This window comes from Desulfurellaceae bacterium, from assembly GCA_021296095.1.
In the GTDB taxonomy this organism is placed as follows: Bacteria; Desulfobacterota; Binatia; order Bin18; family Bin18; genus JAAXHF01.
Window position 1 is genome coordinate 44299 of sequence record JAGWBB010000020.1, and the last position, 25058, is coordinate 69356.

The 25058-nt window shown below is 63.3% G+C and carries 25 protein-coding genes and 1 tRNA gene; 8 read left to right on the forward strand and 18 right to left on the reverse strand.

What is annotated here, in order from left to right; genetic code table 11:
• Window positions 1–155 precede the first annotated feature (155 nt).
• The 4 genes from J4F42_06725 to J4F42_06740 all read right to left on the reverse strand — a co-directional run bounded on the left by J4F42_06725 (window position 156) and on the right by J4F42_06740 (window position 3262).
• Window positions 156–1238: an alpha/beta fold hydrolase gene (locus J4F42_06725; GenBank protein ID MCE2485189.1), complete on the reverse strand. Its 1083-nt coding sequence runs from the start codon at window positions 1236–1238 to the stop codon at window positions 156–158.
• 19 nt (window positions 1239–1257) lie between these two features.
• Window positions 1258–1725, reverse strand: coding sequence for a hypothetical protein (locus J4F42_06730; protein ID MCE2485190.1), 468 nt, complete (start codon window positions 1723–1725; stop codon window positions 1258–1260).
• Between the two features lie 340 nt (window positions 1726–2065).
• Complete coding sequence (locus tag J4F42_06735) at window positions 2066–2464, reverse strand: hypothetical protein (protein MCE2485191.1); 399 nt, start codon at window positions 2462–2464, stop codon at window positions 2066–2068.
• Between the two features lie 306 nt (window positions 2465–2770).
• On the reverse strand, window positions 2771–3262 hold the full coding sequence (locus J4F42_06740) for an OsmC family protein (GenBank protein ID MCE2485192.1): 492 nt from the start codon (window positions 3260–3262) through the stop codon (window positions 2771–2773).
• A 219-nt stretch (window positions 3263–3481) separates the two neighbouring features.
• Between J4F42_06740 and J4F42_06745 the strand changes: the two genes are divergently transcribed.
• The gene (locus tag J4F42_06745) at window positions 3482–4954 is read left to right on the forward strand and encodes an MFS transporter (GenBank protein ID MCE2485193.1); all 1473 of its coding nucleotides are present in this window, start codon (window positions 3482–3484) and stop codon (window positions 4952–4954) included.
• On the opposite strand, the gene J4F42_06750 is transcribed toward J4F42_06745, so the two are convergent.
• Window positions 4933–5823 carry an MBL fold metallo-hydrolase gene (locus J4F42_06750; protein MCE2485194.1) on the reverse strand — a complete coding sequence of 297 codons (891 nt, stop codon included), beginning with the start codon at window positions 5821–5823 and terminating at the stop codon, window positions 4933–4935. The genes J4F42_06745 and J4F42_06750 overlap by 22 nt on opposite strands.
• An 84-nt stretch (window positions 5824–5907) precedes the next feature.
• On the opposite strand from J4F42_06750, the gene J4F42_06755 reads away from it, so the two are divergent.
• The gene (locus tag J4F42_06755) at window positions 5908–6693 is read left to right on the forward strand and encodes an enoyl-CoA hydratase (protein ID MCE2485195.1); all 786 of its coding nucleotides are present in this window, start codon (window positions 5908–5910) and stop codon (window positions 6691–6693) included.
• Window positions 6694–6696: 3 nt separating this feature from the next.
• Here J4F42_06755 and J4F42_06760 read toward each other — a convergent pair whose 3' ends face one another.
• From J4F42_06760 to J4F42_06800, 9 genes are all read right to left on the reverse strand, one after another.
• Entirely contained in the window at window positions 6697–8253 is a 1557-nt protein-coding gene (locus J4F42_06760; GenBank protein MCE2485196.1) for a hypothetical protein, read from the reverse strand.
• Window positions 8254–8301: 48 nt separating this feature from the next.
• The gene (locus J4F42_06765) at window positions 8302–8655 is read right to left on the reverse strand and encodes a DUF1820 family protein (protein MCE2485197.1); all 354 of its coding nucleotides are present in this window, start codon (window positions 8653–8655) and stop codon (window positions 8302–8304) included.
• 3 nt (window positions 8656–8658) lie between these two features.
• Window positions 8659–9105 (reverse strand): VOC family protein, encoded by a 447-nt coding sequence (locus J4F42_06770; protein ID MCE2485198.1) that lies wholly within the window; start codon window positions 9103–9105, stop codon window positions 8659–8661.
• A gap of 19 nt (window positions 9106–9124) precedes the next feature.
• Complete coding sequence (locus tag J4F42_06775) at window positions 9125–10339, reverse strand: redoxin domain-containing protein (protein MCE2485199.1); 1215 nt, start codon at window positions 10337–10339, stop codon at window positions 9125–9127.
• Window positions 10340–10393: 54 nt separating this feature from the next.
• Window positions 10394–10483 (reverse strand) — tRNA-Ser (locus J4F42_06780).
• A gap of 74 nt (window positions 10484–10557) precedes the next feature.
• Window positions 10558–11001, reverse strand: a complete 444-nt coding sequence (gene tadA / locus J4F42_06785) for a tRNA adenosine(34) deaminase TadA (GenBank protein ID MCE2485200.1) — start codon at window positions 10999–11001, stop codon at window positions 10558–10560.
• Between the two features lie 13 nt (window positions 11002–11014).
• On the reverse strand, window positions 11015–12637 hold the full coding sequence (locus J4F42_06790; protein MCE2485201.1) for an MBL fold metallo-hydrolase: 1623 nt from the start codon (window positions 12635–12637) through the stop codon (window positions 11015–11017).
• 36 nt (window positions 12638–12673) lie between these two features.
• The gene (locus J4F42_06795; GenBank protein ID MCE2485202.1) at window positions 12674–13249 is read right to left on the reverse strand and encodes a glutathione S-transferase family protein; all 576 of its coding nucleotides are present in this window, start codon (window positions 13247–13249) and stop codon (window positions 12674–12676) included.
• Between the two features lie 134 nt (window positions 13250–13383).
• The gene (locus J4F42_06800; protein MCE2485203.1) at window positions 13384–13848 is read right to left on the reverse strand and encodes an Rrf2 family transcriptional regulator; all 465 of its coding nucleotides are present in this window, start codon (window positions 13846–13848) and stop codon (window positions 13384–13386) included.
• 548 nt (window positions 13849–14396) lie between these two features.
• Between J4F42_06800 and J4F42_06805 the strand changes: the two genes are divergently transcribed.
• From J4F42_06805 to cysK, 3 genes are all read left to right on the forward strand, one after another.
• Window positions 14397–16220, forward strand: coding sequence for a nitrite/sulfite reductase (locus tag J4F42_06805; protein ID MCE2485204.1), 1824 nt, complete (start codon window positions 14397–14399; stop codon window positions 16218–16220).
• A gap of 37 nt (window positions 16221–16257) precedes the next feature.
• Entirely contained in the window at window positions 16258–17046 is a 789-nt protein-coding gene (locus J4F42_06810) for a phosphoadenylyl-sulfate reductase (GenBank protein MCE2485205.1), read from the forward strand.
• Window positions 17047–17334: 288 nt separating this feature from the next.
• Window positions 17335–18267 (forward strand): cysteine synthase A, encoded by a 933-nt coding sequence (cysK, locus tag J4F42_06815; protein MCE2485206.1) that lies wholly within the window; start codon window positions 17335–17337, stop codon window positions 18265–18267.
• A gap of 19 nt (window positions 18268–18286) precedes the next feature.
• On the opposite strand, the gene J4F42_06820 is transcribed toward cysK, so the two are convergent.
• A complete protein-coding gene (locus J4F42_06820; GenBank protein ID MCE2485207.1) occupies window positions 18287–19201 on the reverse strand; it encodes an SDR family NAD(P)-dependent oxidoreductase in 915 nt (304 codons plus the stop codon).
• Between the two features lie 142 nt (window positions 19202–19343).
• On the opposite strand from J4F42_06820, the gene J4F42_06825 reads away from it, so the two are divergent.
• Window positions 19344–21080: an NAD-binding protein gene (locus J4F42_06825; protein ID MCE2485208.1), complete on the forward strand. Its 1737-nt coding sequence runs from the start codon at window positions 19344–19346 to the stop codon at window positions 21078–21080.
• Here J4F42_06825 and J4F42_06830 read toward each other — a convergent pair.
• From J4F42_06830 to J4F42_06840, 3 genes are read right to left on the reverse strand one after another with little or no spacing between them, the layout of a single operon-like run.
• Window positions 21051–21386, reverse strand: a complete 336-nt coding sequence (locus J4F42_06830) for an aminotransferase class I/II-fold pyridoxal phosphate-dependent enzyme (protein MCE2485209.1) — start codon at window positions 21384–21386, stop codon at window positions 21051–21053. The two genes, J4F42_06825 and J4F42_06830, sit on opposite strands and share 30 nt — an antisense overlap.
• Entirely contained in the window at window positions 21358–22200 is an 843-nt protein-coding gene (locus J4F42_06835) for an aminotransferase class I/II-fold pyridoxal phosphate-dependent enzyme (protein MCE2485210.1), read from the reverse strand. The genes J4F42_06830 and J4F42_06835 overlap by 29 nt, the downstream gene beginning before the upstream one ends.
• 10 nt (window positions 22201–22210) lie before the next feature.
• Entirely contained in the window at window positions 22211–23995 is a 1785-nt protein-coding gene (locus J4F42_06840; GenBank protein MCE2485211.1) for a CocE/NonD family hydrolase, read from the reverse strand.
• Between the two features lie 194 nt (window positions 23996–24189).
• Between J4F42_06840 and J4F42_06845 the strand changes: the two genes are divergently transcribed.
• Window positions 24190–24702: a hypothetical protein gene (locus tag J4F42_06845; protein ID MCE2485212.1), complete on the forward strand. Its 513-nt coding sequence runs from the start codon at window positions 24190–24192 to the stop codon at window positions 24700–24702.
• A gap of 38 nt (window positions 24703–24740) precedes the next feature.
• Window positions 24741–24971, forward strand: coding sequence for a ribbon-helix-helix protein, CopG family (locus J4F42_06850; protein ID MCE2485213.1), 231 nt, complete (start codon window positions 24741–24743; stop codon window positions 24969–24971).
• Window positions 24972–25058 lie beyond the last annotated feature (87 nt).

The following is a 25058-nucleotide window of genomic DNA, read 5'->3' on the forward strand; positions in this document are numbered from 1 at the left end:
CCTCTCGGCTTCTCTCTACTATACTGGGGGATGGTGTCCCTCTCCTACACCATCCCCCTTTTCTTATGTCGCCACTCTTCTGACACAAAAAAGGGCAGCCCTCTGGGCTGCCCTGCTAGCACTCTTGGTGAAAGCGGTGTGTCACACCGCGCCGTCTAGTGACCGAGCATGTCCCGCTCACGCAGCCACGTCCCGACCTGGGGCCAGAGTTTTTTCTGCGCGCCAGTGCTGACCGCAGCTCCGATGTGACCGGTCGGAAAGACCAGATTGGTCGCGTCTTGACTGCCGACCAGATCGACCAGGGGCAGGCTGGACTGGGGGTGGACCACGTCATCGTGCTGGCCGATCACATTCAGCACCGGACAGGAGATCGACTGGAGATCGACGGCTTGACCTCGAATCTGGAACTCATTCTTGACCAGGGCGTTTTTGTGGTTCAGTTCTTCGATCATTTCGCGAAAGATCTGGCCCGCCATCGGCACATCGCTGTTCATCCACTTTTCGAACAGATCGAACATCTGGACGTAATCGGTATTGTCTTTGCCCCGGTACAGGCCGACATACTTGTCCAGCGCGTGGTGCACCGGCGCCATCGCGTCAAAGGCCGCCTTCATGAACCAGGACGGGCAGTTGCCGTGGACCTCGGTCAACAGCTTGAGCGTCTCGGGCGAGATCTTGTCCATCAGCGCCTGGGTAGGCAACTCCTTGACGCTCATGTCGAGCGGCAGGGTGAAATTGATCAGGTTCTTGACCTGGTCGGGATACAGGGCGGCGTACATCGTGGTCAGCAGGCCGCCAAAGCAGTAGCCGAGCAGCGAGACCTGCTCCACGCCCTCGCGGATCTGGATGGCCCGCACCGCGTTGGCCAGGTCGCCGTTGACATAGGCGTCAAAGCCGCGCCAGCTGTCGGCCTGGGTCGGCGGCACCCAGTCGATGAAATAGACGTCCAGCCCGCTCTTGGTCAGCGTCTCGACCACGCTGCGGCCGGGCAGCAGGTCCAGGATGAACGGCCGCTTGACCAGCGAGTAGCAGATCAGGATCGGGGTAGCCAAGGGCTCGCCAACCGCCGGGTAGTAGCGCAAACGGGTCTTGCCGCCCTCGTAGACCACCTCGTACGGGGTGGTCGGGGGCGGGTCTTCTTCGGCTGGATAAGCCTCGCCCACCCCACGCCGAAAGCCGTGCAGACCGCGCACCGCGCCGTCGAGCCAATATTTGGGGAGTTCACTGAATAAAGACATACCGCGATCCTCGTGGGGGCTAGGCGACCTTGCTGTGAAGCTGCACAACTTCGCTGGCCGTGGTGGCCGGCTTGACCTGTTTGATCTTGGGTTTGACCTGCAACTCGACCGGCTGGCTCTTCTCGGCCAGAGCCCGGACCTCTTCGCGCAGGGCCTGGACCTCGGCGGCCGTCGGCAGGCCCACGGCTCTCCACATGCCGGTGAAAAAAGCGCCGCTCAGCGCGTTCCCGGCCTTTTGCAAACGGAGCGCCCCGTCCAGGGCCGATGCCGCCAGTTCGCCGACGAGCGGATTGCGGTACAGGTCGTCAATCGCCGTTGAGGTGAGTTTGACCGTAGCGTCATAGCCCTTCCAGGCCGCCTCAGTCGCCTCCTTCTCATCGCCCATCCCCAACCCCATCCGCAACCCGGCGAACGGCAGATCCACACACAGCGCCGTATAGGCGCTCAGGAACTCACTCATCCCGTTCTTCGTTGTCGTGTCTGCCATGTTGATCTCCTTCTCTGTGCTGTATCCATATCTACGCTAGGCCAGCCCCTGGCCGCGCTCAACATACACTCAGTCACCCAGGTGACTAAGGTCGGTGTTTTGTTCTACCTAGCTGCATTTCGTGTCTCTTTGGTGACAAATGGATGAAGCCTGTGTGAGCCCTTGCTTTCAGTCTAGTGAGGAGAGCAAGAATGATGCCGAAATCGGGCCACACGAAAAGCCCGAATACAACACGACTTTTTGGAGGGAGAGGGAAAGATGCCAGCGTCCTGCCTCCCTATAAGGCAGCACCCTGTTGCCTCAGCAACAGTTGACCTTGCCCGCGGGCAGGAGATGGGGCCTACAACAGATTGAACTGCTTGAGCACGTTGGCAACGGCCGGATCGCGTTGGCTCAGGACGCGGAAGGCTTCCAGCAGCGCCTCTACGCGCTGTCGGTTGGTCGTCAGATCCTCTTCCAGGCTTCTGACGGACCGCTCAAACGGTCGGAGCATCGTTCGCCGGTCCCACAACGCAAAGCCGATGATGGCTGCCACCAATGCAGCAAAGGCGCTCAGCAAGGCCACGGTCAGGCGAAACTGACGGGCGAACTGGAGGTTCATATCCTCCCGCAGTTGGCCCATCTCGGCCTGCATTGCGGCCTGTCCTACCTCCAGCCGGGTCAGGCGTTCGACAATCTCGCGGTCGGTCAAGGCCGGCGCCGCTTCAACCGCCCACACCGGACCGGGCAGAAAGAGCACAGCCACAACCCAAGGGAGAAAGCACCGACGCATGAGGGGATTCAATGCCGGACCGCCTGGAAAGTCAAGCGACAGGCCGCCCGCTCAAGGCAAGCGGGCCAACGCAATTCACGATTCCGTATAGCTCTTCGACTTCAGACACGCTGCGCCTGACGCTCAGGACCGACGGCCTCCCGTTCGTGCTGAGCGTGCTTCGACTTCGCCCTTCGGGCTACGCTCAGCACGAGCGGAAGACCCACTTGTGCCAAATCTGTCCTGAGCCGGTCGAAGGGCCTGTCCTGAGCCACATCGAAGGGCGTCGCCTCATCAGCTCGCATCAGCCGTCTCGATATGCAGGTGCAGCCGGTAGTCAATGCTGTCTTTGAGCAGACCCTTGATGTAGCAACCTTTTTCGGCTCGTTCGACAATCGTCCGAATCTGCTCTTGAGGGGCACTGCTGCACAGGCTTAAATCCACGTCTATCGTTTTCACGAAGCCTTTTTCATTCGCCCGGGCCGAGATCGTCGCCCCAGCCAGGGGGACCCGCCGGGCGCGGGCCGTGATCTGGACCGACAGCAGCAAACAGCCGCACAGCGCACCCAGGAAAGCGGTGACCGGGTCCGGTGCGCTGCCGCGTCCGCCCATGGCCTGCGGCTCATCGAGCGTCCAGCTGAACGGTCCGGCTTGAACATCAATGGTCAGGCTATGATCCTGGGTGGCGGCCAGCGTGTGGCGAAAGCCGCCGCTCGGTCTTTCGGTCGCGGCCTGTTCATCCGACTTGTGCCACCCCCGGTCATACGGGCTGCGCGGTTCATCCATGGCGTTCTCCTTCTACCAGCCAGTATAGCTGAGCAGCATACGCCACAGAACGGCTCGCTCGGTTTTGCTTGACAACGCAAGACCATACATATCGGCTCATAAGCGGAGCCAAGGGTGTTCAAGCCGAAGAACACCACGCCCCATTGACAAGCTCGGGCCGGCTCCCGCTAATGGCGGGGTCCATGGACCGGCAATCCCCGGCAAGGACCGCCTGAGAACATGCCCGCCTCCAGACAAATCAGTATCGGCACCAAGCTCGCCTACGGCGCGGGGCGGATGGCGTTTGCCGCCAAAGACGCCGCTTTTGTCAATTTTGTGATGTTCTATTACACCCAGGTCTTGGGGGTGTCGGGGACCCTGACCGGCCTGGCGGCGCTGATCGGCCTGTGCAGCGACGCCCTCAGCGACCCCATCGTCGGCTCGTTCTCCGATAATTACCGCTCCCGCTACGGTCGCCGTCATCCGCTCATGGCCGCAGCTCTGCTGCCCCTGGCCGTGTCCTTTGTGTTTCTGTTCTCCCCGCCTTCGAGCCTGGGCGAGTTCGCCACCTTTGTGTGGCTGAGCCTGGTCTCGGTGCTGCTGCGTACCTGTCTGACCTTTTTCTCCATTCCGCACGACGCCTTGGGCGCCGAGCTGTCCCAGGACTACGAAGAGCGCTCGGTCATCATGGGCTATAAAACCTCGTTGGCCTGGCTGGCCGGCGTTGCCCTGCCGACCCTGTCCCTGGCGTTTGTGTTTCAGTCCCAGGACGGCACGGACGGGCGCCTGATTGCCGACAACTATGCGATCTACGGCAGCCTGTCGGCCGTCTTCGTCCTGATCGTCGGCACCATCACCTGCGTCTTCACCTGGAAGGAAATTCCGCATCTGCCCGTCCCGTCGTCCACGCCCCAGGCTTTTCGTCTCCGCCAGCCGTTTATCGACATGTACCAGGCGCTGGGCAACCACAACTTCCGCTGGCTGTTCGTGGCCCTGCTGTTTGCCCTGGGCAGCAGCGGCGTCTACGTCAGCCTGATGCTGTACGTGAACACCTACTTCTGGGAATTTTCGACCCAGCAGCTGGCCCTGTTTGCCATTCCCTTCCTGCTGGCCACGGCCACCGCCTTCGGCCTGGTCAAACCGCTCGGCCGACGGCTGGAAAAGAGCCAGATCCTGCTGCTGTCGTTCGGCCTCATCATTCTGAACGGCGGCTGGTGGTTCAGCCTGCGGCTGATCGACGTGCTGCCCGCCAACGGCGACCCGTGGCTGTTCCCGCTGGCCCTGGCCCAGAGCTATGTCCAGGTCACCTGCCTCGTGCTGAGCCAAATCATGGTTCCGTCCATCGTCGCCGACATCGTCGACGAGCACGAGTACCACACCGGCGCGCGTAAGGAAGGCGTGTTCTACGCCGGCCATGCCTTTGCCACCAAAGCCACGACCGGCCTGGGGCAGCTCTTCGGCGGGATTGTGATTGATCTGATTCGGCTCAATCCAGGTGCCGCACCGGGCACGCTGGACGCGGATGTGGTGTGGAATCTGGGCTTTATTGTTGGGCCGGTGCTGTCGGCCAGCTTCCTGCTTCCGCTGTTCCTGCTCAGCCGTATTCGTCTCGGGCGCGAGCGACAGGCAGAACTGCGCCGCCTGCTTGACCAGCGGCGGAATCAGGCCACGGCGCCGATAGCCCCGTCCGCTCAGCCCTCGAAAATCGGATGAGCGTCCATATAGCCCATCTCAAGCAGCTCGACTCCGGGTGCCCAGCGGGCCAGTTCTTCCCGGATCGGGGCGATGTCGATCGCCTTGGAGAAGCCCGGCAGCCAGTTGTCGTGGTGGCCCAGGATCATCCGCCGGGGGCGGAGCATCTCGGCCTGGCGGGCTACGAACTGGGCCAGCGAGCCCTGAATCGGCTCGCCGTCAATATTGCCCCGGCCGGCGGCGGCGACAATCGCCACATCGGGCCGCCGGTCGCGCAGAATGCCGCTCCAGTGCCCGGACGTGTCCTGATACAGCAGCGAGCCGTAGGGCGTTTCAAACACATAGATCAGCGCGCCGCCGTCCCCCCGTGCGCCCTGAGCTGAGACCTTGAGGTGCTCAACCACCTCGCCGCCCAGGGCACCGAGTTGCGCCCATAAGCCTTGCAAGCGCTCGGTCTGTTCCTGATAGGTCACGCCCAGCTCGCCGATGCACACCGCGTCGGAGTCGGGCATGGCGGTCTTGGACCACACGCACGAGTGCTGGCTGGGGTAGACATCGACGCTCACCTGGGGGGCGAGTTGCACCTTTTCACCGCCCGCCACCGGCATCAGCTGCTCCTCCGGCACCCCCTGGGCGGCCATGATGCGGATCGACTCGTAGGAGCCGATGATGGTCGCGCCGGTGGCCTTGGCAATCCGCTCGGCGCCGTACAGATGATCGAAGTGTGAGTGGCCGACCACGATCCAGTCGGCCTGCCGCACGTCCTCGGTGCTCATGCCGGTTGGGGCCGCACTCGGCACCCGGTCGATATAGGCGTCCAGAAAAACAACCAGCCCGTCGATGCTGAGCCGAAACGTAGCGCAGCCGAGCCAATCCAGCGTCGTGCTCATGGCTTCTCCCCTTTCTCGCACACCGCCCTAGCAATTTCGCCCTGCGTTGACAATGCCCGCCCGCCTGCGCTATACGCCGCAGCCATGTCAGACCCCACGCTTCTGGTCGATACACACGACGCCGTCGCCACCCTGACCCTCAACCGTCCCCAGGCCATGAACGCCCTGTCGCGCGAGTTGCGGCTGCGGCTGGTCGAGACCCTGGAACAGCTGCGGGGCGACCCTGAGATTCGGGTGGTCATTCTGACCGGTGCGGGTCAGCGCGCCTTTTGTGCCGGGCTGGACCTGAAGGAGCTGGGCCAGGCCGATTCCAGCCTCACCCGAGACGTGGCTCCCGGCAATGAACTCGATGTGGTTGAAGCCCTCAACCGCTTCGAGCGGCCGATTATCGGGGCCATCAACGGGGTGGCGATCACCGGCGGTTTCGAGCTGGCGCTGGCCTGCGATGTCCTCATCGCCTCAAGCGCGGCTCGTTTTGCCGATACCCACGCCCGGGTCGGGGTGATGCCGGGCTGGGGATTGAGCCAGAAACTGTCCCGGCTGGTCGGCATCTACCGCGCCAAAGAACTGTCGCTGACCGGCAACTTCCTGTCCGCCGAACAGGCTGCCGCCTGGGGTGTGGTGAATCGGGTGGTGACGCCTCAGGATTTGCTGCCGACCTGCCGGGCGCTGGCCGCAGACATGCTGTCGTGCGAGCCCGACATGCTGGTGAAGATGAAACGCACCATCAACACGGGTTTTGCCCAGAGCCTGGCGGATGGACTGGCGATCGAGGCCAGGGAGTGGCGCGACCACCTGCGCTCCGTCACCCCGGCCGCCATTGCCGACAGACGCCTCGGCATCCAGCAACGGGGCCGGGACCAGACCTGACGGCTAGGGCCGGATGGTATACGCCCGGGGCCCGAGCTGGGCCTGCAACTGGGGCTGGACCATCTCAACCCAGTCACACACGGCCGGACGCGTGTGGCGGGGATCAATGAGATCGTGGACGCTGAAATTCTCGGCTCGGGAGTAGGGGTTGCGCTGGGCGGCGATGCGCTCCTCAAGCTCGCGCCGTTTGGCATCCGGGTCGGGCGCGGCGGCAATCTCACGCCGAAACGCCACCGCCACGCCGCCCTCAATCGGCAGGGCGCCGGCCTCGGCCGACGGCCAAGCCAGGACCGTGCCGCCCGAGGCGAAGTGGGCGGCACCGGCCACCCCGTACATCTTGCGCACGATGACCGAAATCCAAGGCACGCTCGACTGCATGATGGCAAACAGAGTGGCCGTGCCGTGCCGAATCGTGGCCGCCTGTTCGGCCTCGGGACCGATCATGAAACCCGGCTCATCGACCAGACTCACCACCGGCAGATGAAAGGTATCGCACAGGTCGACAAAACGGCGCACTTTCTGGGCGGCGTCCGCAGTCATGGCCCCGGCAAACCACATCGGATCGTTGGCCATGATTCCGACCGGATACCCGTTCAGCCGGGCCAGCCCGGTGACCTGCGACTGCCCGTACAGCGACGACAACTCAAAAAAAGAGCCGCGGTCAACAACCGCCTCGATAATCCGGCGGATGGCATACGCCCGGCGCCGGTTGTGGGGAATAATCGACAGCAGCGCTTCGTCCTGCCGCTTGGGGTCGTCATCGCACGCCGCCAGCGGCGGGGTCTCCCAGATATTGCTTGGCAGATAGCTGAGAAAGCGCCGAATCAGGTCCAACACCCCGTGTTCGTCATCGGCCACATTATCCACCACCCCGCTGCTGAGGTGGACCTGGGGTCCGCCCAGCTCTTCTTTGGTGTACAGGCGGCCAAACGCCCGTTCGACAATCGCCGGGCCGGCAATCATGACCTGGGCGGTCGCCTTGGTCATGACCGAAAAGTGCGAGGCCACGAGTCTGGCTGCGGGCAAGCCGGCCACCGCCCCGACCGCAGCCGACACGACCGGGACCATGCTCATGGCCTGCATGACCGACATGAAACGGTGTGGCGCATTGGCCGCACTGCCACCGTCGCCACCGCCCTGGCCTTGACCACGCGGCACGCTGCCCCCGCCGCCCTCCAGAAAACGGATCAGCGGGATGCGGTACTGGGCGGCCAACTCTTCAATGAACACGCTCTTGCGCAGGCCGGCCGGCGTGGGTGAGCCGCCCCGCAGGGTGAAGTCTTCGCCGCCGACCACGCACGGCCGACCCTCGATCTTGCCGAAGCCCAACACATAGTTGGCCGGCGAGAAGGTCCGCAACTCGCCGTTCTCATCCGTTTCCGAATAGCCCGCAATGCGGCCCTGCTCACGAAACGAGCCCTCGTCAAGCAGCCCGGTGCAGCGCTCGCGGATGGTCAGCCGTCCCCTGGCGTGCTGCTGCTTGACCGCTTCCGGGCCGCCGTGTTCGAGGGCCAGTCGGCGACGGAGTTCAATACCGTCCACTTCTTTTTGCCAGCTCATGATGCGCTTTCCATCTGTCGGTAGGAGGGCTGAGGCGTGGAGAGGAACCTAGTTGTCGGTCTTTGGAGGCGTATACACCGGCGTCGGCAGGGGCGTGACCTTGTCGCTGGATTCGGGCACGGCATGGATCCTGCTCGCCCCACGTTTCTCGACCTCGTCGATACGGACGACCGCGTGGAGGGGAATATAGCTCCGCTCTACGCCCGAGAATTCGCGCTGCAAGCTTTCCTCTGCGGGATCGACGACCAGGCTGGTCTTTTCGCCAAAGAGCAGCCCTTCAACCTCGACAAAGCCAAACAGGCTGCCCTGGCTGACGCTCTTGGCGTAGACTTCGTAGACTTGGCCGTGGTTCGAGAAGATGACCCTGTAGATCCGTTTGGTCTTGGCCGTGGCTGTCGGCATAGGCTAGAAATCAATCAGCTCAAGAATGGTGCCGTCCGGGTCGGTAAAACACACAAAACTGGCCCGGCCCTGATTCGGAAAGTTGAGTTCTTGGGGCTCTGAGAAAAACTCGACGCCCTTGGCCTTGAGGTCTTCGTAGACCTGGGGCAGGTTCTTGGTCTTCAGCGCCAGGCGGGCCATGCCCACGTGGTAGAGGTGCGGGTAGGCTTGGCCGGCGGTCTTGGGGTTCTTCCACTCGATCAGGTCAATGCGTGTGGCGTGCGGGTCCTCGCCCAGCATCAGCAGGGCTGCCCTGCCCCGTCCGTCCGGAATCCGCAGCCCCGCGTTCAGGGCCTGGCTCCCGCCTTCGCCCAGGTCGGCCACGACCCTGAAACCCAGCATCTGGTAAAATTCGAGCGAGCGTTCAAAGTCGGTCACGTTGATATTAATGTGAAAAATCCCCTGGATCATGGCTCTTCCCCCACTCTATCTAGGGTTGACGGGCGATACGCTGGGATGGTCGGACCGGCAGCATGTTTTTCAGCTCGGCTTCGAGGACCTCTTCGGCGATAAAGCCGGTAAACGCCCGCTTGATCGTGCCGTCGGGTGCGAACAAAAAGCTGCTGGGCAGGGCAAAGACCTGGTAGCGCATACCGATGGCCTGCTCGGTATCCCGCCCAACGGCGTACGGAATGTGGTATCTGTCGGCAAACTCCCGCACCCCGTCCTCTTCGCTCTGGAGGGCCACGCCAATGACCGCAAAGCCCTGGTTCTTATACTTGTTGTACATGCGCACCAGAGCCGGCGTCTCGACCACGCACGGGCCGCACCAGGTCGCCCAGAAGTTGACCAGGACGACCTTGCCGTGGTAGTCGGCCAGGCTGACCTGCTCACGATCAATTGTGGTCAGGGTGAAATTGTAGCTGCCGTAGTGCTCATCCGCCGGCGTGAGCGCCGCCGAGGCGGCCGGCTCGGATGTCTCGGCAACCAGCAGTTCTTCAGGGTTGAGAAACGTCAGCCGCGAGGAGATCCACGCCATCTTATCGCTGAAGACCAGGATACCAACCACCATCAGCAACACGCCGCTGGCAACCTCGAGCCGCCGCAGATGGCTTTTCATTCCACCGAAGACGGTCAAAAAGCCGTTCAGAAAAACGGCCGACAGAACAAACGGAATACCCAGACCGAGCGAATAGACGGCCAGCAGCAACACCCCCTGGCCCAGGGTATCAGCCGTTGCCGCCAGGGCCAGGATCGCAGCCAGGATCGGCCCCACACACGGCGTCCAGCCAAAAGCAAACAGCAACCCGGCAACAAACGCCCGAACCATGCCGGGCGGCGCATCCTGGCCGGAAAAACGGCGCTCGCGCAACAGGCCGGGGATGGGCAGCAGCCCGGTCAGGTGGAGTCCGAGCAGCATGATGCCGATACCGGCCACGCCCTTGAGCAGACCGAGATGGGCGCGCAGCAGAGCGCTCAGGGCCGACGCGCCCGCGCCCAGGGCGATAAACACCAGCGAGAAGCCCAGCACAAACGGCAGGCTCTTCAGCATCGCGCCCAGCATGACCCGCGACCGCCCCTGGCTCAGCTCCTCAAAGCTCAGACCGGTAATAAAGGTCAGATAGCCGGGAACAATGGGCAGGACACACGGCGAGGCAAATGACAGAAAGCCGGCCAGCAGAGCAATACCGAGTCCGATATCCATAGAGACAAGCGCCTTTGTACGCCGAGGCTTACAGGTTCACAGCGTCAGCGGTGGTGGCGGAGAGAGAGGGATTCGAACCCTCGATGCCTTTCGGCATACACGATTTCGAGTCGTGCGCGATCAACCGGACTCTGCCATCTCTCCGCACGGCTATACTGGCCACTATACGGCATTTCTGACGTATGCGTAAAGGCCGCAGGCCAGGGGCGACCCGTCCTCTAGCCCCGGCCGGCCTTTCGTCTGGCCTGAAAAAAGCCTTGCAACAGGGTGCGCGCCTCGTCAGCCCGCACTCCGGCCACGACCTCAATCCGGTGATTGAGGCGCGTATCGTGGGCCAAGTCATATACCGAACCGGCAGCCCCGGCTCTGGGGTCGGGACAGCCAAAGACCAGTCGCTTGACCCGGGCCTGAATGAGCGCACCCATGCACATCACACACGGCTCAAGGGTGACGTACAGGGTCGCCCCGACCAGTCGGTAATTGCCGACCGTGCGCGCGGCTTCACGCACGGCCTGGACTTCGGCGTGGGCGGTTGGATCGTGGCGGCCGACCGGCTGGTTGTGCCCCTGCCCCAGACACCGGTCGTCCCGAACGAGCAGCGCGCCGACCGGCACCTCGCCGGCCCGTGCGGCGCGCCGGGCCTGGTCGAGGGCCAAGGCCATCCAAGACGCGTGCTCAGTCATACGCCGCCCGGTAGACCTCGCCGATAGGAGCCAGACCGCCCTGGCTCCCGACCAGCCACTCGACCTCAAGACCGTAGGCTTCGATCGCCGCTACCAGCTCCCGGCTCCAGGCCCGCACCTGACGCGGGGCGCCGGGCGAGAAGAGATCCGCCACAAACAGCAGCTTGTCCTGGGGCAGAAACACCATCAGCATCCCCTCGGCGTGCGAGTTTTCGACCGGATAGATCTCGACCGTCCGCCGCCCGTCGGTCAGGACCTTCTTGTCCTGTCCAACGCCGTCAATCACCGCCGGCCTGGGATAGCGCTGCAAACGATCAGGCCTGACGGTGTGCGGCGCGTCCAAGACGTGCTGTAAAAACGCGACGTTGGTCTGGCTGGTGACCAGACTGATGCCAGCCGCGACATAGGTCCGCAGCCCGCCGGCGTGGTCGTCATGAAAATGGGTGTTGATGACCGTCCGCAGCGGTTTGCCGGGAAAGCGTCGCTCCAGGCTGTCGATCACCCGCAGCGAACGCGCCTCATACAGCGGCGCTTCAACAACGATGACGTGGTCGGCCATGGCAATGCCCAAGCTGTGATGGCTGCCGCCGGTGACATGCACCACACCCGGGGCGACATCAATCATCCGAACCCGGGTCTGCTCTTCATCCACCGGGTCGGCCAGGGCGATCCGCCGCAGCAGCCACTGCGAGCTCAGCTCGCCCCGAGCCGGGCTGCCGTTGTCGGCCCGGACAATGGACGCCGGCAGGGCAAAATCCGCCTCTGCCAGCGGGACGTTGTTCTCAATCGACTCAACCCGTTCGGTCATGATGAGCCGGCCGTTCACCCGCCACAGCGATGAAAACGGCATCGTGATATCCCCCACCTGCCGCCAATCGGAGAAGAAGCGTTCGTTGTGGCTGTCGCCGTGCAGGGGGTCGTCTTCGAGAAACTGGACTCTGCTCAGCAGGCGGGTCTGGGCGTCCAGGGCGATAATCACCGCTGTCCCGCCGTCATCGTAGGCGATCACATAGTGCAGGCGGTCACGGATGAGCTGGTCGCGGAGGCGGAGCAGCGAGGTCTGTCGGGACAGGGCTGTCAGCAGCACCGAGACTGGTGAGCGGCCCAACTCTTTTTTGCGCATGGCAATCCGAGCAGCCGAGGCCGCCCGCCGGTGGGGACTGCGCAGGCCGTCGGCGCCAAGGATCAGGCCGCTATAGCCGTCACTGATTTCGGTATACACCGACCGGGCCGGAACAGGGAACACGGTGTCGCGCTGCCACTCATAGCGGTAGCGGCCGCCACCGAAGTCGCGCAGCAGGCGGTAGCAGAAACGCGAGACCTTGGGCGCGGCGGCGCCGGGACGAATCGCCTGGGCAGGATCGAAGTTTTCTCCGCAGGCCCGGATATGCTGAGTCTGAAGCGCCAGCAGCGCCTCAATCCCGCCCATGGCCGCGACCGCAGAGTCCAGATAGAGCTTGGCCGTCTGAGCCCCGACAGGCGAGGCGGACAGCAGGGCGAGGCTGAGCGCCGCCAGCCCGCAGCCCGCCCGCCACCGGGGGTGCCTGTTCAGAGCCGTGGTCAGGAGTGGAGAGGCTGGGGCACAGGGCTGGTGGCGGGCTGAGGATGCTTGCATTGATACGGGCGGCGGGAGCGCTGACGCCTCGTCCGGTCAGGCCGCAAACCCGATCTTCACCTCTTCATAGCTGGGCCGCTGTTTCAGCCGCTGATGCCAGGCCGCAACGTTTGGAAACGAGCCGAAATCAACGCCCGCCCGTTCGGCCAGGGTCAGAAAAGGCGTGAAGGTCAGATCGGCAATGCCGTGTTCCCCCATCAGGTAGTCATGCCCGTCCAGCTGCTGTTCAAGCTGCGGCAACAGGCCGGTCAGCTTGTCCTGCTGGTGGCGCATCTTGTCCGCACTCTGCTCGGCGGCCGGTTTGCGTTTTTCGTACAGCATGCTCAGCACCGGCGGCACGAACTGACTGTTGCAGAACTCGACCCACAGACGCATCTCGGCCTTGGCCCGACCGTCTGTGGGCGCCAGCCGGGGCGTGGGGTATTGCTCTTCGAGGTATTCGTTGCACAGCGCGGATTCCACCACCCAGGCGTCCTCTTCAACCAGCACCGGAACCTTGCCGTACGGGTTGATCGCCAGGAACCAGGGCTGTTTTTGTTCCTTGCTGGGCAGGTCAATGATGATCCGTTCAAAATCGAGGTCTTTTTCCTTGAGAACGATCCTCGTCCTCATGGCAAACGGTCAGGCCAGATAGTCAAACAACTTGCGGTTCATAGACACCTCCTTCTGCGAGCGAACATTAGGAAAGCGGGCAGCCAGAGTCAAGCCGTGGAGCGGCTCGGTCCGGCGTGACTGCCCGGAGCGGCTCAAATCTCATACATCAGGGCCTGGCCCGCGCGTCGTCGGCCATCTTCCGCCCGCCGACACAGATCGGCCAGCGTGAACTGCTCACAGCCCGCCACAACCGCCCGCCGGACCTCGGTCATCACCCCGCGCAGCCAGCAGTGCTCCAGACCGACGCAGTCCGGACAGGCGACCGGCGCCGTCGCATCCGCGCACGGCAGCGGCGCAAACGGCCCGTCAACCGCCTGAATGATGTCGCCCAGCGTCACCCGGGCCGGTGCGGCGTGCAGCGAATAGCCCCCCGCCTTGCCCCGGCTGCTGTGGACAAGGCCGGCTTTTTTCAGGGCCAGCAGGACTTGTTCGAGGAATTTTTTGGGGATGTTTGCCTGGTCGGCAATCTCCTGAATGGACACCACCGGCGGCGCCCCGGGCGCGCCCAGACAGGTCAGGGCGCGGAGCGCGTACTCGGCTTTTTTTGACAGCTTCACAATGTCTATCTAAATCATAGACAATAGGATGTCAAAGTCTATTATTTGAATACTATTCGCAGGCCGGTATGATGGCGCCATGATGGTCCGTACTCAGATTTCCTTAATTCGTGCGCGTGCGGCCACTCTGAACATTTCTCTTGCCGAGTACATACGCCGACTCGTGAATCGGGACTTGGCCGAATCCCCACGAACCGTTGACCGGTCCATCATCTTCGATCTCGGCAGCTCGGAAGGGACGGATATCGCATCGGAGAAAGCTCGCATGATCGGAGAGGCGGTTGGCGCCGGGAAGCATCGCCGTTCCGATGCGCCATGAGTATCTTTAGTAGGTAGCTTTTCCGTCTTCCGATATGGACGCGGCCGCAGGCTCGCATTCGAAGTGCTGCGCTGAGCGGCGGATCTCCACACATTGACCGCGTGTCTGCTTGTCTCAATCTGGCCTCGCCAGAAACACGCAAAGCGGCTTGACACACGGGCCACAAGCGTCATAATCGCCATATCCCCTCAATATCTATAGAATTAGTAGATATTCACGGAGGTCACATATGGCAAACGGCACCCAGGCAAGCCCGGCAGCTCACGAGGTGAAAGTCGGCGGGCTCGACAACCCCGAAGTCTACCGAAACGTTCCCGGCCACGTCATTCCCATCCTTGAACGAGAGTTCGACGATTTTGACACCGAGGCCGACAAGTTTCTGAGGGCTGAGACAGAGGCACCGGTGTTCATGGGCTTTCGTCTGCGCCAAGGCGTGTATGGCCAGCGTCAGCCGGACGCCCAGATGATTCGGGTCAAGCTGCCCTTTGGCGGGGTGAGCCCCGACCAGCTCGAGGTCTTGGCCGATGTGGCCGAGCAGTACGCCCCGCTGAAAAAAGGCCATATCACCACCCGTCAGAATGTGCAGTTGCACCACATTCCGCTGCTTGAGGCGGCCAAGCTCATTCGCCTGCTGGGCAACCACGACCTGTCCACCCGCGAAGCCTGCGGCAACACCGTCCGCAATGTCGTGTGCGACCCGTTTGCCGGCGTGGCGCCGGGAGAGTTGTTCGACCCCACCCCGTACGCCGGGGCGCTGGTGCGCTACTTTATCCGCAGCCCGCTGACCCAAAACCTGCCCCGAAAATTCAAGGTCTCATTTTCCAGCACCGACCAGGACCTCGGGATTTCAGGCATCCATGACCTGGGCCTCATCCCCCGGATCAAAGACGGCCAGAGAGGCTTTGAGATCCGCACCGGGGGCGGCACCTCGATTCTGCCCCGGATCGGCTACTGCCTGTACCCCTTCGTGTCGGTCAATGCCTACCTCAAGGTGGCCGAGGCCATGCTGCGGATCTTCAACCGCAGCGATGAGCTGCGCGTCAACCGGGCTCGGGCCCGCATCAAGTTCCTGATTGACCGCATCGGGATTGATGCCTTCCGCGAGCTGGTTGACGAAGAAATGCGGGGCGAGTGGGTCGCCGAGCGCAACTTTGACCCCACCCCGCTCCAGTTTGTGGACGAGGAAGAGGCGCGGGCACCCACGAAACCGGCCAATCCCGGCAGTCCCAACGGCGACCAGCGGGCCTTCACCACGTGGCTGGCCTCGAATGTCCGGCCCCAGCGCCAGGACGGATTTTCCACCGCCGAGGTCAAGGTGTCGCGCGGCGACCTGAATCCAACACAGTTCCGGGGCGTGGCCCAGATCATGCGCGACTTCAGCGGCGGCAACGCCCGGACCACCGATGAGCAAAACATCGTCCTGCGCTGGGTTCGCAACGAGAGTCTGTACGATGTCTGGACCCGGCTTTCGGCCCTCGGCTTAGGCCAGGCCGGAGCGCGACAGATCACCGACGTGGTCAGCTGTCCGGGCACCGAGAGCTGCAAGCTGGGTATCACCAACTCCATGGGTTTGGCGACCGCAGTCCAGGAACGCCTGGAACAGCTCCAGATCGCCGATCCCCTGACCCGCCAGATTCATATCAAAATGAGCGGCTGTCCCAACGGCTGCGGCCGGCACCACATCGCCAACATCGGCTTTTACGGCGCGGCCATGAAGTTCGACGGCCGCCAGGTGCCGGGCTATATCATCATGCTCGGCGGCCAGTACGACGACGGCCGGCCGCGTATTGCCCAGCGTCTGCGGGTGCGCGTGCCCTCGAAACGCGCACCCGAGGCAACCGAGCGCTTTATTCGCTACTACCAGGACAAGCGCCAGGACGGCGAATCCTTTAACGCCTTTCTGGACCGCACCGGGGTGGAGGCGTTTGAGGACCTGATCAGAGATCTATCCCTACCGGTGAAATTTGACGAACAACACCAGAGCGAGTTCATCGACTGGAACCGCTCGACGCTCTACAAACTGGAACGCGGGGAAGGCGAATGTTCAGTCTAAGTTCCCGCCACCAGCCGAGCGGACGGAGTACATGCGTATGATGGAGCACATCGGCCTGGATGAACAGGCCATTCACAGCCTGGCCGACAGCTATGAAGACCGCTCGCCCCAGGACGTGCTGGGCTGGGCCTTGGCGCGCTTTGGCTCGCGGATGGCGATTTGTACCAGCTTTCAGATCGACGGCATGGCGATTCTCGACATGGCCTGGCGGATCGATCCCACGGTCCGGGTGTTCACTATCGACACCGGGCGGCTGCCGCAGGACACCTACGACTTGATCGACTCCGTGCGGCAGCACTACCAGATTGAGATTGAGGTGTATTACCCGGACGCCACCCAGGTCGAGAGCGTGGCCCGACGCCACGGCATGAACCTGTTCTACCAGGATGTGAACCTGCGCCTGCTGTGTTGCCAGACGCGCAAAGTCCTGCCGCTGCAACGCGTCCTGTCCTCGCTCGACGCCTGGGTCACCGGTCTGCGTCGCGACCAGCTCAGCAGCCGGGCCAACACCCGGAAAATCGAAGCCGACAATGACCACGGCGGACTGGTCAAGATCAACCCCCTGGCCGACTGGACCGAAGAGCAGGTCTGGGACTACGTGCGGACTCACCGCGTTCCGACCCATCCGTTTTACGATCAGGGCTATACCAGCATTGGCTGCGAACCGTGTACCCGACCCATCTCGGCCGGTGAAGATCATCGGGCCGGACGCTGGTGGTGGGAAAACGGCGCGCTCAAAGAGTGCGGCATGCACTGTTCGATCGAGAGCGGTCGCTTCGAGCGCGACTACGACGCCATTCAGAATCGGGACGGGGAAGGGATTTAAGCACCGCAGCCTTCAATCAGGCGCATCGGAGAAGGCGTCATCCAGATTCCCATTTGACGGATTTTCCCTTGCATCGCTCTTTTAAGCGCCGAAGGGATTCTTCTGTTGGCAGAGTTGATTCGGTATCACCGACACAACGAATCGGCTCAGCCAGATATTCCGGCTCGCCAGAATCCACAGCCCTGAAACGGGCGGCGTGTTCATGTCCGTCCCAACCTCGCGGCCAGCGCTATACTTCAGGGACAGTATGATATACTGGTGCGCCAATGCTTGTAGACGAGGAATCGCATGGCACGCCTGTTCAAAGACATCACCGAGACGATTGGCCACACCCCGCTGGTCCGTCTCAACCGGGTGACCCACGGCCTGCGCGCCGAGGTGTACGCCAAGCTGGAGTTTTTTAATCCGCTCGGCAGCGTCAAGGACCGCATCGGCTATAACATGATCGCGGCGGCCGAGCGGGACGGCACGCTTACCCCGGATACGGTGATCGTTGAGCCGACGAGCGGCAACACGGGGATCGCCCTGGCCTTTGTGTGCGCCGCGCGCGGCTATCGCCTGATCCTGACCATGCCGGACTCGATGAGCGTGGAACGCCGCAGCCTGCTGCGGCTGCTGGGCGCAGAACTGGTCCTGACCCCGGCCCAACAGGGCATGCCGGGCGCCATCAGCCAGGCCGAAGACATCGCCGCCAGCCTGCCCAACACCTTTATTCCCCAGCAGTTTGAGAACCCGAACAATCCGGACATCCACCGGCGCACGACCGCCCTGGAAATCTGGGACGATACGGACGGCCGGGTCGATATGCTGGTCAGCGGCGTGGGCACCGGCGGGACGATTACGGGTGTGGCCGAGGTGCTCAAGGACAGGAAGCCGAGCTTTCGAGCCGTGGCGGTCGAACCCGACCGTTCAGCCGTGCTGTCCGGCGGACCGCCCGCCGCCCATCAAATCCAGGGCATTGGCGCGGGCTTTATCCCGGCCATTCTCAACACCGACCTGATTGACGAAATCATTCGGGTCAAGGACGAAGACGCGCTGGCGACCGCGCGGCGGGTGATCAAGCAAGAGGGCATTCCGGCCGGCATCAGTAGCGGGGCGGCGGTCTGGGCCGCTCTCCAGCTTGCGGCCCGCCCGGAAAACGCCGGCCAGCTGATTGTGACCATCCTGGCCAGTTCGTCGGAACGCTATCTCAGCACCGCGCTGGCAGAAGAGGACGCCTAAGCTCGTCCCGAGCAGCGGCTTATTTCTTGGCCACCACCAGCCGGTAGACCTTACGCGCTATCTCGGTCGCATTCTCAAAGGCGCCGGCCTGACTCATGTCCGTGATCTCGGCATAGCGATCCCGAATCTGCTCCGGACTCGGCACCCGGTCGGTGCCGAACACCACCCCCGCCGCCTCGCGGACCTCGATCTTGGCGTAATAGCCCGCCCCACCCTGGATGATATGTCCCGAGGCGTCGTTCTCCGGGGCGCACAGCCAGGCGACTGCGGCGGTCACAAACTCGGGTTGGCTGACCTTGGCAAACTCGTCGGTCATCGCCACCCGTGACATGCGGGTGACCGCCATCGGGGCAATGGCGTTGACTGTGATATTGTAGCGCTGGCCTTCTTCTTTGAGCGCGTGCATGAAGCCGACCAGCGCCATCTTGGCCGTCCCATAGTTGGTATGGCCGTGGTTGCCGTACAGACCGGCTGAGGACGAGGTCATCACAATCCGCCCGAAGCGCTGCTCGCGCATGATCGGCCAGGCCGCGTGCGAGCAGTACACCGCGCCCATCAGATGCACGTCGATCAAGGACCGAAAATCGTCGAGATCCATCTTGGCAAAGCTCTTGTCGCGCACGTTGCCGGCATTGTTAATCAGCACATCAACCGTGCCAAAGGCGTCGAGCGCGGTCTGAATAATCCGCCGCCCGCCTTCTTGGCTGGCCACCGAATCATAGTTGGCCACGGCCTCGCCGCCGGCCGCCCGGATCTCCTCAACCACGCCATCGGCCGCAGCGGGTGAGCCGCCGGTGCCGGCAACGCTGCCGCCCAGGTCGTTGACCACCACTTTCGCCCCCCGCGCGGCCAGAAACCGGGCGTGGCTGCGACCCAGCCCGTTGCCCGCCCCGGTCACCACCGCCACCCGTCCGTCAAAACGAATATCGCTCATCAGCCTTCTCCTTTGTCCCGTGTCTGCCCCTGCTATAGCAGACCCCGGATGGGCATTGCACGCCCGCGCTCCACATTCTAATAAGGACAGGCATGTCAGCCTTATCTCGCCCGTCCTCCGGGGCAGTCGTCCAGGACTCCGTATGAAAACGCTCGGCCCGCAGCTGGCCTACTTCCTGACCGACAGGGAAACGCGCCGCAATATCGGGGCGCTGCTCAAATTGCTGGCCTTTTTGTTCGGCACGATTGCGGTCTTCTCGGTGCTCTTTCACCTGATCATGGTCTACCACGAGGGCCAGGATCACTCGTGGCTGACCGGGTTCTACTGGACGCTGACCGTGATGAGCACGCTCGGCTTTGGCGACATTACCTTTCATACCGATCTCGGACGCCTGTTCAGCATTGTGGTCCTGCTGTCGGGCATTGTCCTGCTGCTCATTGTCCTGCCGTTTACCTTTATCCGTTTCTTCTACGCCCCGTGGCTCGAAGCCCAGGTGCGGCTGCAAGCGCCGCGCGAAGCGCCGCCGCAGGCGCATGGGCACGTGGTGATCTGTTCGTATAACACCATTGCGCCCGGACTGATTGAGCGCCTGCGCCTGCACGACATCCCCTACTACGTCATCGAGCCCGACCCGGCCCGGGCCGCCCGGCTGCATGAAGACGGCGTGTCGGTCATCAGCGGTGAACTCGACAGCCGCGAGACCTACGAGAAAGTCCGCGCCGCCCAGGCCCGCCTGATCCTGGCCGACAGTGCCGACACGCTCAACACCAATATCACCCTGACCGTCCGAGAGGTCGCCGCCGAGGTGCCGATCATGGCCACCGTCGAGAACGAGGATTCCATCGACATTCTCGAACTCAGCGGCTGTAACCACGTGCTGCCCCTCAAACAGCGCCTGGGCGAGCGGCTGGCCAACCGGCTCCACACCGGCCACGCCGAGGCTCACGAGATCGGCCGCTTCCGTGGGCTGCACGTCGCCGAGTTCCCGGTTCACAATACGCCCCTGGCCGGTCGCACGATCCGTGACACCGGGCTGCGGGATGCGTTGGGGATCACTATCGTCGGCATGTGGGAACGTGGACGCCTGGTGCCGGTCTCGCCAGACACCTATCTGTCCGACACCAGCGTGGTGGTCGTGGTCGGCACCGCCGAGCAGATGCTGGAACTCAACACCCTGCTGGTCATTTACGACACCAACTATAATCCGGTCCTGGTCATTGGCGGAGGCAAAGTCGGTTGCGCCGCAACCCGGGCGCTCAAGCGCCAGCAGATACCGGTCCATCTGCTCGAACACGACGAGGGGCTGCGTGAGCGGCTCACCCCCCTGCCGGACAAGCTCTGCATCGGTAATGCGGCCGACCGGGAGGTGCTGATGCGGGCCGGTTTGCAGGACGCGCCGGCGGTCCTGCTGACCACCAACGACGATGCGATGAATATCTACCTGGCGATCTACTGCCGCCGCCTGAACCCCGAGCTGCACATTGTGAGCCGGATTACCCACGAGCGCAATCTTGAGGCCATTCACCGCGCTGGCGCAGACTTCGTGCTGAGCTATGCCTCGCTCGGGGTGCAACAGGTGTTCTCGCTGCTGCAAGGCCACGAGCTGGGCATCCTGGAAGAGGGGATTGAGCTGTTCACGGTTGCCCTGCCGCAGACCCTGGTCGGCCTGAGACTGGTGGAAAGTGAGATCGGCGCCCGAACCGGCCTGAACGTCATCGGCATTCAGCACAACGGGCACATCATGACCAACCCGCTGCCGGCCACCACGCTGGAGCAGGCACCCAGCAGCGTCTGGCCTTTACCGAGACGTTTCGCTAGGGCGCGTTCCCCCTTACAGGGACACCGATTTTCAGCTCAGCAGGTGTTGCAGACCGCGTGACAAACGCCCGACCGCCTCGCCGGCCACTTCTTCGCTCAGCGCCCCATAGGAAATCCGCAGCAGGCAGCCATCGGTCACCCCGAAGGCTGTGCTGGGAATGACCGCGACCCGATGTTCCTGGATCAGGCGCTCGGTCAGGGTCATCGGGTCCATAGCGGTCTGCACCCGCAGCAGAAAGTAGAACGCCCCGTCGGAGCGCGGCAGGCTGATCAATTCGGGCAGATTGCGCAGCTCGCGCAGCACGACCTGACGGCTTGCGGTCATGGCGGTGAGTTTGTCACGGCAGTAGGCCGGCCCGACGCGCATGGCGGCCACCGCCGCGTGTTGCGACACGACCGGCGGGCAGATCACAATCGTATCCTGGGCCTTTTTGATCGCCGTATACAGGTGTTCGGGGACGACCATCCAGCCGATGCGCCAGCTGGCAAAGCCGTAGGCCTTGGACAGGGAGTACAGCGAGATGGTGTGGGGGCGAGAAATGGTGTGCCCCGTCATAGGTGAAATACTCATACGCCTCGTCGCTGATGTGGTAGATGCCGGCCTGGCGACACAGGCGGTTGACCGCCCGCAGGTCGGCTTCGGGATACACCACCCCGGCCGGGTTGTTGGGCGAGACCGTCACCACCGCCCGGGTTCGCTCGGTGATGGCCCGGCTGAGGGCGTCGAGTCGGAGCTGGTAGTGGGCGTCGGTCGGCACGCACACGGCCCGACAGTTGACCATGCCGATTGCCATCTCGTGGTTGAAATAGTAGGGCAGCGGCAGAATGACTTCGTCGCCCGGGTCGGTAATGGCCATCAGGGCGTTCATAAAGGCCATATTGCCCCCGGCCGTCACCACGATACGCTGCCCGTCATCGAGCGCCATGCCGTTGTCGTAGCGCAGCTTTTCGTCGATCACCTCCAACAGCGGGTCAATGCCCTGGACGAGTTTGTACTTATGGTTGTCGGGGTCGGCCTCAAAGTCGCGGACGGCTTCGAGCGCCTGGGGTGGCGGGCCGTAGTAGGCGACGCCCTGGCCCAGCGACAGCGTGCCGGGGGTGGCGCGGATCAGCTCGGCGACCACCGGAATGATAGGCGACTGGACCGCCTGCATGCGCCGACTTTCGCTCAGCTGTGGCATGTCAGGCGTCTCAGTCGGCGGTCAACACCGGCAGCTCAAGGAAAGACGGCCGTTCCTCGGCGTGGTGGACCGTGTTGTTTGCGCGACGGATATCCGCCGCGGTGTCCCTGGCCAGCACCGGGTTGCCGCTGTTGGTGTTGCGCGCCCGGCGGGGAAAGTTGCTGCTGGTGATATCCACCTGCACACGGCTGCCGGCCTGGAAGGTGTGGTGGATATCGCCCAGCTCAATCTCCAATCGGTAGACCTGATCGGGGACCAAGGGCTGCGGCTCGGCCTGGCGGTACATGGCTCGCACCACCCCGTCCATCAGCAGGCTGGCGCGACCGTCTGCCCGCAGCTCAATCAGCTTGGCCACAAAATCAGTGTCGGGGCAGTCGGACTGGACGTGGAGGATGACCCGCACCAGCCCGGCGATGCTGACTTCCTGGTCCAGAACCTCACCGCAGTAAGTCAGGCCATAGTTGGGCAGGGCTTGGACCGGACGCTGGTCACGCGGGCCGCTGTCGATCAGCATGTTGCGTCCGCCCAGCGTCGGAACAGGGCGGCGGGGGTCGTAGAGATAACTGCGCCGGTCGCCGCCCGGACCGTCCGGGCTGAGCCGGCCGTCGCCCCGCAGGTACAGCCGTCGGCGGACGACTCCCGGCGGCGGCCAGTGCTCGGCGTGACGCCAGTCAGTGGCAACATAGCCGGCCTGGTCGGCGACCCAGGCGCGGGGCGAATACAAGACCGCCGGCTCAGCCACGATCCTGGTCGGTGCATCCTTGAGCCAGTGGTCAAACCACTCGAAGTAGGGATCGCGTGGCCAGAAGTTACGCTCATACACAAAGTAGTGGCTGTTGGGTCCAATCCACAGGTGCTGGTTGCCGACGCGGGCCTGAATGTCGCGAAAGGCGGCCAGCACGCTGGTCAGAAAAATGTCGAACCAGGTGGTGACGTGAAAACCGGGCACGGTAATCGTCGCCCGAAAGTTGTGGCGGGCGCGAAAGGCGTCGGGCGCGGGGTGGGTGATGATTTCGTCAAGATAGGGCTGCCAGACCGAGAAGTCGGGGTAGCCGGTCAGCGGCAGTCGCAGCCAGTCGGCCGACTCGATGAAAGGCGGGTCCGCCTGGCGGGCGGCGTCGAGGGCCGCGTAGCGGGCGGCCGCCGAATCCGCGGCCGCAGCCAGGGCTTCGGCGCTGATATTGTGGCGCTGCAGCAGCGCCTGACGGTGGGACGCCGACAGGCCCGGGATATTGCGGGCGACCCACAGCCATAGGCGCTCCATCTGAATCGACTGGCCCTCATACACCACGTCGTCATAGATACTCGACCCGCCGACCTGGGTGAAAAACGCCTGCACACTGGGGTGGCCCTGCGAGGCGGCGGCCAGCGCGGTCGTCGCCCCAGCCGACGAGCCTGACAGCCCGACGCGCTGGTTGGACCAGGGCTCGGCCGCGATCCACTCCAGGCTGTCGTAGCCGTCTGCGGCGTCGTCGCCGTAGACGTGGTCTTCACCTTCCGAGCCGTAGCGGCCACGCGTATCCTGGTAGACCGCAGCATAGCCACGGCGCACGATCTCGCGCCAGCCGCGCAGAATCGAACCGCGCAGGGGTGCCCTGGGGTCCGGCAACCAGCCCCGGGTACAGTCGGCCACGTGCTGGCCTTCGGGCGAGGTGATGCCGTACGGCGTGCGCTGCATGATTACTGGATAGCGCGGTCCGCCGCTGTCGGGCAGAAACACAAAGGTATTCAGGCGGACGCCGTCCCGCATCGGCACCATGGCCTGGAAACAGCGCGCCCCGTCAATCGCCTGCATCGTTTCCCCTTCTTCTGTCTCAGTTCTGACCTTGCCGAACCTAAACGTCTGACGGGCGCTCAGTCAAGAGCGCCTCACCCCGCCCGCCGGCGCTTGGGCCCAGAGCCGCACGGGGCTGGCGGCTTGATATGGACCGGTGATATCGGTAGCACAGAGAGGGTGAAAAACATGGATGGGAAGGTGGCTGATCCGTCTTGGCGCGTCTAGGAAGCATCTGGGGTCTGGGGGGCATTCTGGCCATATTGGCCTACGCTGTTTTTCACCTGCTCGGCCGCTCGATCGAGGCGTTCGGCTACGCCTGGGACTGGCGTCACTGGACGCTGCTCATCTTCAATACGGCTTTCATGGCGCATTCGGAGGGCTACATGGGTTTCCAGAAATCCTTTGCACCGCGCGTGGTGGCTCGCGCCCGGGTGCTCCACGACCGGCCGTCCTTGCTGCGCCTGCTGCTGGCTCCGCTGTTTTGCATGGGCTATTTTCACGCCACCCGCCGCCGGCTCCTGTCCATCTACACCCTGACCCTCGGTATTGGCGTGCTGATCGTCATTTTTCAGTACATCAGCCAGCCGTGGCGCGGCATTCTTGACAGCGGAGTTGTAGTCGGCCTGACCTGGGGCATGACCAGCATCGTGGTATTGGCGGCCAAGGCGTGGCGAGAGCCGTGCACCTGCCCGACTCGTCACTGCCCCGGACAACCGCCTAGGTGACAATGCATAGGCGATATACAATGAGGGAGATGGCTACTATGCGCACGGTCCGGCTGACTCTTGACGAGGCTCTGGTCAAAGAGCTTGATAAAGTCGCCAAAAAGCTGGGAACAACGAGGTTGGCCTTTGCCCGAGCTGCGCTACGAGCAGCCCTGGCCTATGCGGCCAGCGAAGAAGAGGAGCGCAGACATCGAAGCGGTTATGAGCGCAAACCCGTCAGGCCGGGGGAGTTTAGCGACTGGGAAGATGAACAGGTCTGGGTCGACTGACTGTGTGACCCAGACTTGCCAAGGAGACGAACTATGCCAGGAAGATTAGCCAACAAGGTCGCCCTGATTACCGGAGCCGGTGGCGGC